Below are 16,108 nucleotides of genomic sequence, written 5' to 3' on the forward strand. Positions count from 1 at the left end.
CAAACCTTAACTACCAGAATTAACCTGCTTCTTTTATAGCATCCAGTATCAGGTTCATGGGTGACAGATGCTTAATATACGCTCTCCTTTGGTTGGTCTTTGCAGTTACGAAAGCTCGATCAGCATACACAGGAAGCTGAAGTATCCGACCTTTCATTGTGCTGCCGCCGTACGACTGCATGGATGCAGGAGTTAGAGCAACGCAGGAGCAGTTGCCGCACGACTGCATGGATGCAGGAGTTAGAGCAACGCAGGAGCAGTTGCCGCACGACTGCATGGATGCAGGAGTTAGAGCAACGCAGGAGCAGTTGCCGCACGACTGCATGGATGCAGGAGTTAGAGCAACGCAGGAGCAGTTGCCGTGCAGGGCAGTCTATTCTCGGTCAGGTTCCTGGTTAGCTGTCTCTCGCATCTAACCTAATCATTTGTTAATTAAACAAGGTGTACAAATAATCCAAAGGAGCATGAAACTTCTGCCATTGTTTACGGACTGTTTCGGTGAAACTTTCTTCAAGTGAGTAACCATAAACACGATGGTTTGAAAAACCATTGATCGCAGCGATTGCCAGTGCCGGACCCAGAGTGTGAGCGATGTTTTTCAATAAATGTTTTGAGTCCAGTTTTGAGTGTTGCAGCATCAGAATTCCAATGACTTGTGTCCCGGCTAGCAATCCGACGAAGGCTCCAAAACAGACTTCCAGCATAACTGTGGGGACGGCTATGACCAGAGTGACAAATGTGGTTCCTCTGAAGACTAAATCTGAGTGCTCAGCAGACATCATTAGGGCTGCGGCTGTGGCTGCGGCTAATGATCCAGCTATGGCTCCGGCTCCGGCCAGGACTTCTGCTCCTGCCTCGACTCTATCAGTATCGCCTGAATTAAGTGTTGAAAAAGAACTTCTTGTAAATATTCTCTCTGTCAATACAGACGATATCAGGTAAGCACTGATCGCTTGTGCCGTTGTAAAACCTCCGGCGAGCATAGTGTCGTAGACTACTGCCCCGACCATCAGACCCGCCATGGATGACAACATAGTATATTCACTACGGAGATAATCCAAAGTTTGGGTCGTGCCTCTGTCTTGCTGCCTTAAAGCCTGGATGGCAAAGGTTCCGGCTACCGTTCTTGCAACGACCTCATGGGTGAAGTATGCCGCAGTGACCACGGGTATAAGAAAAGGAGGATTGCAGGTAGTGTATGTTTTATAACCAACGTATGCAGTTCCCGGAAATCGCAGCGGCTGCCACCAATGCAGCTCAAGGGGCCAGGCCGATACGCGTCCGGCTAATGCAACCTCAATGGAAGTGATAACGGCCGCGAGTTGATAACAAAAAAGTGATTTAATTTCTTGCAGCTCATTTTGCTCTGTGCCAGACGGATCAGAGCGACCCGCAAGGGCAGAGACCAGCTCGGGTGATCTGCAGAGGCCGTACCAGAATCCGTAATTGATCATGGTGGAAACGGCCAGCCTGGAACCACTACTGACCAGTTTCAGGCTGTCTTCAACTAAGGATGCATTATTATTGTAGTGGCTTAATAAGTTAAATTGCTCTTCTCTTGTTAAGCTTGAGTGAGCGACTGAACATAAAAATAATAAGCACGAGAATAATGGTATTAGTTTACCGGATGTTTTCATTCTTCGTGTCCACAATCAGGGTGGCTGATTTGTTACAAGCATCTTTTGCTCTCAGAAGGTCTCATTTATAGAACAGCAATGGAGTTTTCGCCAACCATTGGCAGACACCCGCGTGAGAACGAGTTGTTGGAGTTTTGCGACACCCTCTAAAAGTACGGAGCTTTACGCCTACTCGGTAAATCCATTCGGAAGCCAATATGGCTCAGCCTTGTTTTATTGGCAAAACGACAGAGACATGTTATGTGGAAGAGCAGGAGAAAGCATTGGTTTTCACTGGCTTAAACGATATTCAGGAAATGAAATGTCCAATTCAGCTTGCTGATTGTAAAAGGTATGACAAAGAGGGTGCGATTGACTTCACTCTGTCAATGAAACAAGGTGTACAAATAATCCAAGGGCGCATGAAATTTCTTCCATTGGCTGTGGGCCGTTTCGGTGAAACTTTCTTCAAGTGAGTAACCAGAAACAGCATTGTTTGAAACGCCATGGATCAGAGCGAGAGCCAATGCAGGAGCCAGGGTAAGAGCGATGTTTCTCGATAAATGGTTTGAGTCCAGGTTTGAGTTTTGTTTCATCAGAAGTATCATGACTCCGGCTCCAACTGCCATTCCGCACAAAGCTCCAGACAGGACCTCACTTTTAACTCCGGATAAAGATTCAACTTCAGCAAGAGAGCAGGAGGCCAGGGTGCCAACTGTGGCTATGAACAAGACTGGATCAAAGCTCCCGCTGGCTATGGCTCCGATAGCTCTGTCTTCGTCTCTGACTGCTGCTACGGATATGACTATTGATCCAACTAAGGCTGCGGCTCCGAGGGCAACGGCCAGAGCTTCGGCTAAGGCTCCTGCTCCGGCTAAGGTTTTTGCTTCTGCTTCTACCTCGACTGCATGAACACCGTCTGAATGAGATGCTAAAAAAAAGCCTGTTAATATTGATTTTGTCAATAAAGCAGACAACAGGTAAGCCAAGATTCCTTCTAAAGCTGAATAACCTCTTTTAAGCGTCTTTCTATAGGCTACTGACCCGACTATCAAGCCAGCCATTGATTTCAACGTGTCATATTCACTGGACACAAAATCTTCAGGTTGGATTGAACCTGTGTCATGAGACCTTAAAGCCTTTATAGTATGAGCTCCCGCTGCCGTCCTTGCCGCTAACTCATGGGTAAAGTAAGCGATTGCCGTTATGGGTGTAAAATAAGAATCGTCGGTAGTGTACGCTTTGAAACCAGCGAATCCTGTTCCTACAAATCGCAGTGGCTTCCACCAGTGCTGCTGAAGAGGCCAGGTCGATAGTTGTCCGGCCAAAGCAACCTCAGTGGAGGTGATAACGGCTGCGAGTTGATTACAAAAAGATGATTTGACCTCCTGTAACTGATTCTCTTCTGTGACTGACAGGCCAGAGCCACCTGCAAGGGCAGATACCACCCCGATTGATTTGCAGAGGCCGTACCAGAATCCATAACTGATCGCGGTGGAAATTACCAGCCCGGAACTACTACTAACCAATTTCAGACCATCTTCAACTAACGATGCATTATTGTAGTGGTTGAATGAGTGTAATTGCTCTTCTTTTGATAGACCTGAATGAGCGGCTGTGCATATAAATAAAAAGTGCGACAGAAGCACTATAACTTTACCGGATGTTTTCATCACTCATATCCTGAATTAGAGGAACTGATTCTTGACTAGAATCAGTCAAACCCTAGTGTAAGAATCAGCTCTATCAGTGAAACAATATGTGCAAATAATCCAAAGGGTCATAAAATTTCTGCCATTGGTTGCGGGCTGTTTCGGTGAAGCTTTCTGCCAGTGAGTAACCATAAACAGCATGGTTTGAAACGCCATTGATCAAAGCGAGAGTTAATGCAGGAGCCAGGGTAACAGCGACGTTTCTCATTAAATGCCTTGAGTCCAGTTCCCGCCTTTGTTGCAATAGAAATTGCAAGAGTACGAGTCCGACTGTCATTCCGACTTCGGCTTTAAGTCCGATCAATCCGTCTATGTGTCCAACTTCAGGTATCGCTAAGGCCATGGTAAGAATTGCGGCTATGTTCAAGAAGAGATCTGATCTGTGCCAAGTAGCCACAGCTCCGCTTGAGGCTACAGCCATTGATCCCGCAATGGCTCCGGTTCCGGCCGCAATCACGGCTCCTGCTTCTTCCACAAGCGCATGACCACTGTCTGAGTTAACTATTAAAAGAGAACTTATGGCTGATATTGTCTTCGTCAATGAAGCAGATATCATGTAAGCGAAGGCTGCTTTCACAGGTGTCAAACCTCTGTCGAGCATCTTTTCGTAGACTATTGCCCCGATCATCATGCCAGCGATTGATGACAACATTTTATATTCAATACGGGCAAAATTTAGCGGTTGGATTGTGCTTATGTCCTGATGCCTCAGAGTTCGGATGGTAAGCGCTCCGGCTAAGGTTCTTGCCACTACCGCATGGGAAAAATAGGCAGCAGTCTCAATGGTGGCATGATTAGGGTTGTTGTGTGTATATGACTGATAACCAACGTATGCTGTTCCTACAAACCGCAGTGGCTGCCACCATGGCAGCTCAAGGGGCCAGGGCGATATGTGCCCGGCTAAGGCAACCTCAGTGGAGGTGATAATGGCTGCAAGCTGGTTACAAAAAGATGATCTGACCTGCTGTAACTCATTTTCGTCAGAGCCTGACAGGCCAAAGCGACCCGTAAGGGTAGATATCAGCTCGGTTGATTTGCAGATGCTGTACCAGAATCCATAATTGATGACAGTAGAAACTGCGAGCCCGGAACTGCTGGTTATCAGTTCCAGGCTATCTTCAACTAACGATGCATTATTGTAGTGGCTCAACAAGTTAAATTGTTCTTCTTTTGATCTGCCTGAATGAGCGACTGAACATAAAAATAATAAGCACGAGAAGAGTGTTGTTAGTTTACCGAATGTCGTCATTATTGAAGTCCTTAATTGGAGTAACTGATTTGTTATAAGCAAATGACCAGTCAAAGCTTAATTGTCAGAATTAATCTGCTTCTTTTATAGCATTTGTTATGAGATTCAAGGGCGACAGATGCTATGTATACACCGCTCTTTAGACAGTAATATTAATAACAGCGGGTGAGCGTTTTTGTTGGTTCGTTATGTAAAGAGAAAAGTTAAAGCCAACCAGCTGCTTCCCGAAGCATTCAAAGCAACTCTAGCAGGTTCAGAACCTGCTCACTCCTGTTAAATCTTTTTACACTTTGCTGTTTTTTAAACAGGTTCGCAAAGTTGTTGCCAATAATTTTAACCATTGAATGTCTCTCGCTTCGACTACCTGTTAATTAAAAAAGGTGTGCAAATAATCCAGGGGAGCATAAAATTTCTGCAATTGGCTACGGGCTGTTTCGGATAAACTTTCTTCAAGTGGGTAGCCATAAATTGCATGGTTTGACAGGCCATTAATCAGAGCGATTGACAGTGCAGGTGCCAGGATAACAGCGGCGTATCTCGGTAAATGCCTTGAGTCCAGTTCCTGGCCTTGTGTCCGAAGAAACCGCTCGAAAATGGTCCCTACGAAGCTTCCGGCTCCGGCGCTTATAAAGACTCTGTATCCAGCATTAGGTAAAGAGAAAGTGAAGGTGCTAACTGCGGTTCCAGTCAAGAATAGATTTGACCTGTGCGAAACGTATTCAGTTGCGATTGCGGCTGTGGCCACTGACCCAGCAAGGGCCCCGGCTCCGGCTAAGGCTGCTGCTCCTGTATCGTTTCTATCACCAACGTCTGAATTATACGCTGAAAAAGAGCTTAATGATGACATTCGCTCTGCCAATGTAGAAGACAACAAGTAAGCAAAGACTGCTTTTGCAGGTGTAAAACCTCTGTCGATCGCCTTCTCATAGGCTATCCTGCCAACGACCATGGCAGCCATTGATGACAACATGGTATATTCACCACGGGCATAATCCAAAGATTGGATTGTAACATTGCTCTGGGACCTTAAACCCCGGATAGCAAGGGCTCCGGCAAATGTTCTTGCTATTAGCTCTTTGGTAAAGTGTCTGAAAATTGTTATGGCCGCAAGATGAGGTGCCTCGTCAGTGCCTGCTTTATAAACACTGTATGCTGTTCCTGCAAATCGCATTGGCCGCCACCAGGGCGGCTCAACGGGCCAGGGCGATATGTGTCCGGCTAAAGCAACCTCAGCAGAGGTGATGACCGCTGCGAGTTGAGAACAAAAAGATGATCTGATCTCTCGTAACTCATTTTCTTGTGGGCCTGACAGGTCAAAGCGACCCGCAAGGGCAATTACCACCTCAGGTGATCTGCAGATGCCGTACCAGAATCCATAATTGATCGCGGTAGAAACTGCCAGCGCGGAACCGCTGGTTACCAGTTTCAGACCGTCTTCAACTAAAGATGCGTTATTGTAGTGGCTCAATAAGTTGAATTGTTCTTCTTTCGATACGTCTGAATGAGCGGCTGAACTTATAAATAATAAGCATGAGCATAGCGATATGCGTTTAATGGTTGTTTTCATTGTTTATGTCCTTATTAAGTGTGACTGATTTGTTATTAGCAAATGACCAGTCAAACCTTAAATACCAGAAGCATACTGCTTCTTTAATTACATCCGGTATAAGGTTTATAAGTGGCAGATGCTTTATATTCGCCCTCCTTTGGCTGAACTTTCCAGTTAAGAAACCTGTTTGGCACATGCAGGAACCTGTCATGGGCTCTCAGCACTATGGGCTTTACTAATTTAGCCAAGATATATAGTACAATAATGGATCTTTCGCCATTTATTGTCAGGAATTGACTGTTCTGCCAATACCCATTGATAGTCTTTCGCATCAGCTATCTGTCAGTTAAACAAGGTGTACAGATAACGCAAAGGAGCATGAAATTTCTGCCATTGGATTCGGATAGTTTCTGTCAAACTTTCTTCAAGCGTGTAACCATAAAGAATATTCTTTGAAAAACCATTCATCAGAGCGATTCCCAATGCAGGAGATATGGTAACAGCGATGTTTCTCCATAAATGGTTTGAGTCCAGAACGAAGCTTTGCATCACCAGAAGCTGCTTGAATCCTGTTCCGGCTATGATTCCGGGAAACACAGCATTTCTGGCTATGAATTGAAACTTGGACATAGATATGAACAGCTTGGCGAATGTGATTAGAGACGCGTACACATCTGATGACAACCCAACAATTGCGACTCCGGTTAAGCCTGTGGCCAGTGAACCCGTTATGGCTCCCATTCCGGCTAAGACTTTTGCTTCTGCCTCGACTGAATCAACAGCGCCTGAATTATGTGCTGAAGAAGAGCCTATTGCTAATACTTGCTCTATCAATAAAGCCGATATCAGGTATGCAGAGACTGCATCTAAAGTTGTAGCTCCTCTGCTGACCATTTTGTTATAAGCTGCTGTCCCGACCATCGTGCATGCCATTGCTGACAAGAAGGAATATTCACTACGGGCATAATCTAAAGGTTCGATTTCGCCTCTATCCTGATACCTTAAAGCACGTGCAGTATAAACTGCGGCTACCGTTCTTGCCATTACCTCATGGGTTAAGTAAGCCGCAGTCGTTGTGGGCCTGTAATATGGATCCTGGTCAGTGTACGCCAGATAACCACTGTATGCTGTTGCTACAAACCGCAGCGGCTGCCACCAGGGTGTCTCAGGCGGCCAGAGCGATACGTGTCCTGCTAATGCAATCTCAGTGGAAGTGACAACGGCTGCGAGTTGATTGCAAAAGGAAGATTTGAACTCCAGTTGCTCATTTTGCTCTGTGCCTGACAGATCGGAGCGACCCGCAAGGGCAGAGATCACTTCGGGTGATCTGCAGATGCCGTACCAGAATCCATAATTGATCACGGTGGAAATCACCAGCCCGGAACTGCTGGTTGCCAGTTTCAGGCCATCTTCAGCTAACGATGTATTGCTGTAGTGGCTCAATAAGTTAACTTCTTCTTGTTTTGATAGGCCTGAATGGGCGATTGAACATAAAAATTGCAGGCACAAGAACAGTGGTAGTGATGTACGGGATGCTTTCATTACCTATGCCTTTAATTCGGGTAACCGATTCAGATATAAGCAAACTACCAGCTTAACCCAGCCTATCGGGAGTACACAGTTGCTTTGATTACATCCACCATAAGGTTCATGGGTGAGAGATGCCTTATATGTCCCCTCATTTGGCTTACTTTCAGTTGCAAAAATCTGATCGTTATGCACCAGGGCCTTTAATGCGTCAGCTTTTGGCTACCTCTGTTTTTCAGAAGAATTTATAGTACAGCAATACCATTTTCTTCATTCATTGGTATGAGGTTGAGTTGCTCAAGCAAAGAAAAAAAGTCGGCTGGCCTATAACTTTGCGAAGCGTTCAGAGCAGCTCAAACACTTCCCTGCGTAAGATATAGCTTCAGAGGTCCTGATGGGTTCTATATTGCCCTGATTGATAGTCAATCGAGTATATCCTGAACTTATCTGAAGAAGTGCTGTAGGCGGCTGAGGGGCAATAGGAAAAGCCCACCAGGGCACCCTCCTGATCAAATATTGCCACCGTGTTATGAACGTACCAGCCTTCCATATTTTTGGTCAGATGATTGCTTACAGGCGCTACGTAGATCTCTGGATAGATGTCCGGGCTGGTATTCACAGGTGTGACCGAACGCATTTGCCATCGCCAGCGGGTATCGTCCCAGTCCCCGGCCAGGGCAAGACACTGCCAGTGAGGTGTTGTCTTGATTGGGTGTGCCAGTTTGGAGAGTTTGGCAATGCTTTTATTTTCCGGGTGCTGTTCCAAAGTGATTTTTACAATCTGGTTTTCATCAGCCGCTTCCTGTCTGTTTCTTCTTGAGGGCCAGTCAGGCTGGATAGCGCCTTGCCAATGACTGAGGTCTTCCAGGCTGCTGTAGATGGCGTAGCTGCCAAACCCACCGCCCTGTGCGCAGGGCGCTGTGGTCGTGACCTCTTTCTCTCCAGTTAATACGCCCAGACAAAAGCCAGTGGCAGACCGGGCATTGTTAATGACAACGAGACTGTCTTCCGGGTTGGTCGGTGCTGCCAGCGTCTGAAGAGAAAAGGTGCCTGCCAATATCAGAAACAGCATGGCGGATAACGGGTCTGGTCGATGCTTTTGACAGGGTGGGGGCGATAATCTTCTCATGATACTGCAGGCCTTTTCGGATTAAATCTGGAACGATTGAATGTTTATGTCCTTATTAAGTGTGAGTGATTTGTTATTAGCAAACGACCAGTCAAACCTTATCTACCAGAAGCATCCTGTTTCTTTAATTACATCCGGTATAAGGTTTATAGGTAGCAGATGCTCTATATTCGCCCTCCTTTGGCTGAACTTTCCAGTTAAGAAACCCGTTTGGCACATGCAGGAACCTGTCATGCGCTCTCAGCACTATGGGCTTTGCTAATTCAACGGGAATACATAGTACAATAATGGATCTTTCGCCATTTATTGTCTGGAGGCATCACCTATCTGTCAGTTAAACAAGATGCACAGATAACGCAAAGGAGCGTGAAATTTCTGCCATTGGTTTCGGACAGTTTCTGTGAAACTTTCTTCAAGCGAGTAACCATAAATAACATTTTTTGAAAAACCATTCACCAGAGCGATTCCCAATGCAGGAGACAAGGTAATAGCGACGTTTCTCCTTAAATGGTTTGAGTCCAGAGTCAATCTTTCTAAGAACAGAAGATTCGTTAACACGGTTCCGGTTATAATTCCAGCTGTAACCGGAACTCTGACTATGGGTTCAAACTTGGGCACAGATAAGGTCAGCTTGGCAAATGTGATCAGGGACGAGAATACATCTGATGACAACACAACACATACGAACCCGGCTATGCCTGTGGCTATTGATCCAGCTAGCAGCCTGTCGGACTTGAGCGTCCGTAGCGAGGATTGCGAGAAATTGAGGATAAAAATTTCTGATTCCGAGGAGAATAGCGAGCTATTTGACGAGGGAGCAGGAATTTTTAGACCAATTTATCGCAACCGCACGACTGCATGGATGCAGGAGCTAGAGCAACGCAGGAGCAGTTGCCGCGTAGGACAGTCTCAAGTCCGACAGGCTGCCAGGGCTCCAGTTCCGGCTGAGGCCTCTGCTTCTGCCTCGACGGATTCAACAGCGCTGGAATTATGTGCTGAAAAATAGCCTATTGCTAATACTTTCTCCATAAACAGGGAGGACATCTGGTAAGCAAGGGCTGCTTCTATAACGCCAGCTCCCCCGGTGACCATCTTGTCATAAACTGCCCTTGATAACCGGCGTATGCTGTTCCTACAAACCGCAGCGGCTGCCACCAGGGCGTCTCTGGCGGCCAGAGCGATACGTGTCCTGCTAATGCAATCTCAGTGGAAGTGACAACGGCTGCGAGTTGATTGCAAAAGGAAGATTTGAACTCCAGTCGCTCATTTTGCTCTGTGCCTGACAGATCAGAGCGACCCGCAAGGGCAGAGATCACTTCGGGTGATCTGCAGATGCCGTACCAGAATCCATAATTGATCACGGTGGAAATCACCAGCCCGGAACTGCTGGTTGCCAGTTTCAGTCTGTCTTCAACTAACGATGTATTGCTGTGGTGGCTGAATAAGTTAAATTGTTCTTGTTTTGATATGCCTGAATGGGCGATTGAACATAAAAGTTGCAAGCACAAAAACAGTGGTAGTGATTTACCGAATGCTTTCATTATTTACGCCCTTAATTCGGGTAGCCGATTTTGATATGAGCAAAATAGCAGCCTGACCCCACCTATCGGGAGTACACAGTTACTTATTACATTCAGCGTAAGGTTCATGGGTGACAGATGCTTTATATGTCCCCTGGTTTGGCTTACCTTTCAGTTGCAACGCAGCACGACTGCATGGATGCAGGAGCTAGCAGCCTGTCGGACTTAAGACTGTCCTACGCGGCAACTGCTCCTGCGTTGCTCTAGCTCCTGCATCCATGCAGTCGTGCGGTTGCAATAAATTGGTCTAAAAATCCCTGTTTCTTCGTCAAATAGCTCGCTATTCTCCTCAGAAACAGAGATTTTTATCCTCAATTTCTTGCAATCCTCGCTACGGACGCCTAAATCCGACAGGCTGCTAGAGCAACGCAGGAGCAGTTGCCGCGAGTGCCTGAACAATGAGTCAGAAAATATGATTTCGTATGGTTGAGTACTTATGCACTAGAGCCTGTAATGCGCCAGCTTTTGGCCACTTCTGTTTTTCAGAAGAATTTATAGTACAGCAATGTCATTTTCTCCATTCATTGGCATGAGGCTGAGTTGCTCAAGCAAAGAAAAAAGTCAGCTGACATGTAACTTTGCGAAGCGTTCAGAGCAGCTCGAACAGATGCAGAACCTGCTGATTGCGGGCAAACCTTTTTACGCTATGCTGGCTGTCAAACAGGATGACAAAGTTAGTGTCGTTGACTTCAATGACTTTACCCTTCCCGAAAATGCTGTGTTTCAGCCTCCGGTTAAGTTGCCAGGGGGCGTTTTCTGGTACTTCCCTGCGTAAGATATTTTGTCGTGCTGACAGATAGGCCGGACTGTGAGGCGAAGCGGAAGGCTTTGAACGATGCTTTTCTGCCAGTGAAGGGATGGTTTCAATCCTTTGTGCCAGGTTCGGCTTTATTGCCTGAAAGTATCGACGTGCTGCTTTACTCAGGCCATTTTTATTGAGTTGGTTGACCAGTTCATCTTCTGAAACCTGGTTGAGTGACTGGCAAACGGATTTGACGTGAGGGACCTGCATCTCTTGCAGGAACAGGCTGATCTGTTGTGAGCCATTATCCATCCAGCTTTTGGCTTTGGGCTGGAGAGATCCGTTGCTGGTAAACAGGTAGAGTTTTTCTCTGGCCCGGGTCATGGCCACGTAGAGCAGTCGCCGTTCACTTTCCAGATCTTCCCTACTGCCCGGGGCCAGTTCATCGTCTCTTTTGAACGGCCAGTATTTTGTGGTCAGCCCCGGAATCAATACTGTCGACCATTCCAGCCCTTTGGCCCGGTGGCAGGAGCTGATCACGATCTGTTCGGTTCCATGAGCGGTCTCTTGTCCCGTGGTTCTGGTTGGTGTTTTCTGTTTGGATCTCAATTCTTCCAGATGCAGGCAGCTTTCACTGACGGACAGGTTCATTTTTCTCAGATAACCGAGGAATCCATCGATGGCCAGCAGCTGCTCTTCCGTTCTCTGATCATTAAGGCTCATGGATTGCAGGCTTTCCCTGAGCTCTGTGCGTTGAATGTAGCCTTGCAGCAATTCAGCAGCAGGTTTCTGATCGGATGTCTTTTCCAGCGACCATAATATCTCTCCCCTGTCGTAAAGCTTCTGACGTTGATAATCACTGATTCCTGAGACTTTGCTGGCGAGCTGACCCAATTCTTTTCCCCATTGTTGATCCTGTTCCTGAAGACGGGTAACCAGTTGTTTTAACAGAGCTGCTTTAACGCCCAGGTGAGGGAGGGTAAACAGCGAAGTCAATACCTCGGAGCGAACAGCAGGGTTCAGGTGCTGCAACCCACCTGAAGCCATTCTGAGAGCCGCGATCAAGGCTGATATTTCGGGACGGTCAAACAGGGAAGGGCCTTCACACTGGTAAGAGAGACCGTTTGCCAGCAGTCTCAGCTCCAATGGGACTGATTGTGCCCAGACCCTCAAAAGCACAGCAATCCGGGAGTCGGAGTTGGCAATATGTTGCCGGATGGTGGCCAATACCCGTTCGGTATCTTCGCCTGCCCCTTGTGAGATTGAGATACTCGAATCCGGGTTGTCCGGGTGGGCAATACAGATCACATCTTTTCTGTTTTTATTGCGACTGATCAGGTGACTGGCTGCCATGGCGATCTCGTGGCCGTAGCGAAAAGTGTGAGGCAGAGTCAACTCATGAACGGCATCGGTGCTGGCGTAATCTGCTTCGAAGTGCCGGAGAATATTCTGGATATTGGCTCCGGCAAATTCATAAATGGTTTGATCGGGATCGCCCACGGCAATCATTTTTGCCCGTTCACCAGCGATGATACGGGTCAACCTGTGTTGCAGGGTCGAAGTGTCCTGATATTCATCTACGATGATTCGATCTATTTTGTTGCTGATGCGGGGGATGACATCCGGGTTGGCTTCTATCAAACAGACTGTGTCGTACAGCATATCTGTGAAGGTTATTCTTCGATGCTGGTGGCGCCACTGCTCAAAGGCCTCAAAGAGTTCCACCAGAAATCGAAAATAATCAGGATAGTCTGTCCGTTCCAGAACTTCGGAGGGGGGGGTAAGACTGGCTTTAACGTTATCGATAAAACCGGTAGCCACTTCAATGTATCGGGCGCTGTCTGCTTTGATCCGGTCTTGCAGTACGTCAGGTGCCAATGCCAGCAGCAGTTCCCGGACTTTCAGTTCGATCTCTTTCTCTGTCAGGGGGCGGTGGTTGTAGGTCGCTCTCAATCCCCAGCCTTCCAGCGACTTCAAGAGTTTCAGGCCTGTTGAGTGATAGGTCCGGACTTGCGGAAGTACCGGCCACTGTTGGCAGCGCCTTCGAAGCTTGCGGGTAAAATCCAGCTGGGCTGATTTGTTAAACATCATGACCATGATGCGTCGGGGAGGAACCCCCTGGTTCAGCAACTCATGAATGAGAAAGGAGAGGGTAGTGGTCTTACCTGAACCGGCTACGGCTATGCAAAGGGCATGTCCATCTACATGCTGGGTTACCCTCTGTTGAGGGCCGGTCAGTTCCATACAATCAATACGCCAAGGATCTATCGGACAGAGTAATCATAGTACCAGATAATGGTCTCAGGGCGCATACTCATGAAGACTTTATCGAACAGAACGGACGATCTTCAGATTCTTGTACAGGCCTCACAGCTTTCAAAATTGTAGATCGAAACGCAGGTCCAATCCCGAGGCTTCAAAGTCGCCATCGCCGATTCCGTCATAATAGGCTGAACAATAAAAACTGATACCGTTGCTGCTATAGAGGTTAACACCGGTCTTGAACATTGCTCTAAAACCCTCACCAGCCAGTTCAGATAAACCAGACGGAACCGCTGCAGAGTTTTTTTGTTTGAAGGTCCAAATTCCCTTGAACGTGAGAAAGGGTGACAGCTGAGTGCCCGAGGTGATTTTGTAGTCTTTTCTGACCGTTGGTCCAAACTGAAAAACGCCGGTTTCGACTTCAACCGAAGAAATGGCTACGTTCAACGAATCCAGATAGTCATCACTTTTTTCCTTGTAGTAGGACAGTCTAGCCTCTGGCGTGATTCGAGTTTTCTGTATCTGCCAGATTCCGATCAGCGCAGCCGTTGCGAGCCAGCGTTCAGAATCAAACGAATCCCGGTAGGTGCCATAGGGTGAAATCTTGTTCTCTACCTTACCCCAACCAGCACGGGCATCGACATAGAAATTGTCTGACAGCTCTGTGGTCAGGTACGGAGTAACCAGAAACCCAACCCCTTCTGCTTCACTGCCGGGGGCTGAATCCTCTAAATCAGTCCAGTCACCCTGAACGGAAAGGCCAACAAGAAGCTTTGGCCGAAACAAATAATCCATACCAATATGGAGAACTCCGAAACTGCCATCACCTTCTGTGTACTTGAACCTGCTGATTTGTCCCTCGGTCCAGACGTCGAACTTAAACGGGACCTCAGAGTTGGGTGCGAGCTCAATCTGTTTGCTAACTGCGGCCGGGAATTGTGGGCGATGGTCTGGATTTTCCGGGGCGCTATGAAGATCATCCTGAGAAAGCCCGGGTTTTGAAGTTGAGGGCAATGTACCGACTCGCTCAGACTTTAATGCCGCGATTAAAAGGTCGAGATTTGCAAGAACCTGCTGAAGGTTCGCGTGCAAACCAGAAGAGTGCGCTGTCGAATGCGCATTGCTTCTGCTGAAGGCAAAACTAACCTGATCTGCCCCGAGACGTGCGGAGAATGGCAAGCTCTCGGCATTGAATGCAAAGCCGAAACCTTCGATGCCAGCAGTTCCTGGCATGCTATTTTCCAGTCTGTTGATGCGCCGGACGACATCGGGTTGGTGTTGCAGGATCAGCCTGGATCGTGCCTCCAGAAATTGCCTTATCTGATGCGTTGTGGCGCGCCGCGAGTCCTTCACATCAATCGTACAAACAATGGACTCTGCAGAGGTAATCAGGAGCGTACCCGTCTGACTTTGTGCGTCCAGAACGCCTGAGGGATTGTCGCATGTCGCACTTTCTACCCCGATACCATCCGGTACCGAAAAGTTTATGGGATAACTGCCGGGGGGCAGAGGAATGGCTCCGGAACTGCCCGATCCAGATCTGACCGGAATGGCAGTGTTCAAGTCAGGAGTTGACGAGCGTATATAGAAAGTTCCGTTGACGTCAGACCGGATCACAAGTGTTACCGAGGCAAGTGGTGAAGCCGAGATGATTACATCAAAGCTACAGGTCGCGACGTTACCCGCATGATCTGTTGCAGTATCCGTAAGGGTCGTTACTCCCAATGGAAAAGCGCTTCCGCTGTTTAAGCCGGCAGTAGGGCTCGATGTCAGTGTTGGTGTCACCGGGCCATCTACATCGTCTGTTGCAGTGGGTGGTGTAAATGTTACAACGGCTGAGGTCTGCCCTGGTGGGGCGGTTTTGTAGATGTTTGAAGGAACCCCCGAAAAAACGGGTGCGGTCTTGTCAACATGTGGTGAAGTCGTGACGATCACACCAAAACTGTAGGCTGCTATGTTGCCCGCCCGATCTGTCGCGGTATACGTAAGGGTCGTTACACCCAGTGGAAAGGCGCTTCCGCTGTTCAATCCGGGGGTAGGGCTGGATGTTAGTGTTGGTGTCACCGGGCCATCAGTATTGTCTGTTGCAGTGGGTGACGTAAACGTTACGACGGCTGACGTCTGTCCCGCCGGAGCGGTTACGTAAATGTCAGAGGGAACCTCCGAAAAAACCGGCGCAGTAATATCAAATCTGCCACCATTTGCGACAAATGGCAGTATCCCCTCCGAGCCAGAAGGGACAGAGAGATTCAAGTTGACAATTTGTCCGTTGTCCTGAGTGTAGTCGTGATTGATAGTGCAAGAGCCGAGGCCTGGATTGCATTCATAAAAGAAGCCTGGTCTGAAATGGGTAGGTGTGACGCAACCTGGTCCCGCGCAGCTGCCTGAATAGTCGGAGATATTATAATTGGGTGCACCTGCTTCACCAAAGCCGATAAAAACCCGCTTGCTTTGCAAACGATTGATGACAGAAAACCCGTTGTTTGGATGTGCACCCCCGTTGAAAACGCAACTACTGGGTGATGTCGTGTAATCTCCTTCGGCCAGATCACCAAAGGAAGGGAGTCTCGGACACGCTACCTGTGCCGTCGATATCCTTGGTTCTAATACAATTAGCGTGAGAAAGGCGAGAACCACGAAGCGCTCTGAACAGTATCCCATGATGAGATCCAATTCTTAAGAAACCATTAGTGGACAGAGTCAAGTTGTCGTTAATTACATCAGAGTATCATTAGCACCAGA

The 16,108-nt window shown here is 47.7% G+C and carries 9 protein-coding genes; all 9 read right to left on the bottom strand.

Annotated features, from left to right (window positions below; translation table 11 throughout):
• Window positions 1-428 precede the first annotated feature (428 nt).
• The 9 genes from P6910_RS10720 to P6910_RS10760 all read right to left on the bottom strand — a co-directional run bounded on the left by P6910_RS10720 (window position 429) and on the right by P6910_RS10760 (window position 16,039).
• A complete protein-coding gene (locus P6910_RS10720; RefSeq protein WP_317146250.1) occupies window positions 429-1,454 on the bottom strand; it encodes a hypothetical protein in 1,026 nt (341 codons plus the stop codon).
• Between the two features lie 548 nt (window positions 1,455-2,002).
• Window positions 2,003-3,289: a hypothetical protein gene (locus P6910_RS10725; RefSeq protein ID WP_317146251.1), complete on the bottom strand. Its 1,287-nt coding sequence runs from the start codon at window positions 3,287-3,289 to the stop codon at window positions 2,003-2,005.
• A 73-nt stretch (window positions 3,290-3,362) separates the two neighbouring features.
• Window positions 3,363-4,478 carry a hypothetical protein gene (locus P6910_RS10730; protein ID WP_317146252.1) on the bottom strand — a complete coding sequence of 372 codons (1,116 nt, stop codon included), beginning with the start codon at window positions 4,476-4,478 and terminating at the stop codon, window positions 3,363-3,365.
• Between the two features lie 466 nt (window positions 4,479-4,944).
• Window positions 4,945-6,045: a hypothetical protein gene (locus tag P6910_RS10735; protein WP_317146253.1), complete on the bottom strand. Its 1,101-nt coding sequence runs from the start codon at window positions 6,043-6,045 to the stop codon at window positions 4,945-4,947.
• Between the two features lie 423 nt (window positions 6,046-6,468).
• The gene (locus P6910_RS10740; protein WP_317146254.1) at window positions 6,469-7,668 is read right to left on the bottom strand and encodes a hypothetical protein; all 1,200 of its coding nucleotides are present in this window, start codon (window positions 7,666-7,668) and stop codon (window positions 6,469-6,471) included.
• 367 nt (window positions 7,669-8,035) lie between these two features.
• Entirely contained in the window at window positions 8,036-8,782 is a 747-nt protein-coding gene (locus P6910_RS10745; protein ID WP_317146255.1) for a hypothetical protein, read from the bottom strand.
• A gap of 1,064 nt (window positions 8,783-9,846) precedes the next feature.
• Window positions 9,847-10,323: a hypothetical protein gene (locus tag P6910_RS10750; protein WP_317146256.1), complete on the bottom strand. Its 477-nt coding sequence runs from the start codon at window positions 10,321-10,323 to the stop codon at window positions 9,847-9,849.
• A 628-nt stretch (window positions 10,324-10,951) separates the two neighbouring features.
• On the bottom strand, window positions 10,952-13,348 hold the full coding sequence (locus P6910_RS10755) for an ATP-dependent helicase (RefSeq protein ID WP_317146257.1): 2,397 nt from the start codon (window positions 13,346-13,348) through the stop codon (window positions 10,952-10,954).
• Between the two features lie 132 nt (window positions 13,349-13,480).
• A complete protein-coding gene (locus P6910_RS10760) occupies window positions 13,481-16,039 on the bottom strand; it encodes an HYR domain-containing protein (RefSeq protein WP_317146258.1) in 2,559 nt (852 codons plus the stop codon).
• Window positions 16,040-16,108: the final 69 nt, after the last annotated feature.

Source organism: Endozoicomonas sp. 8E (assembly GCF_032883915.1).
Lineage (GTDB): Bacteria > Pseudomonadota > Gammaproteobacteria > Pseudomonadales > Endozoicomonadaceae > Endozoicomonas_A.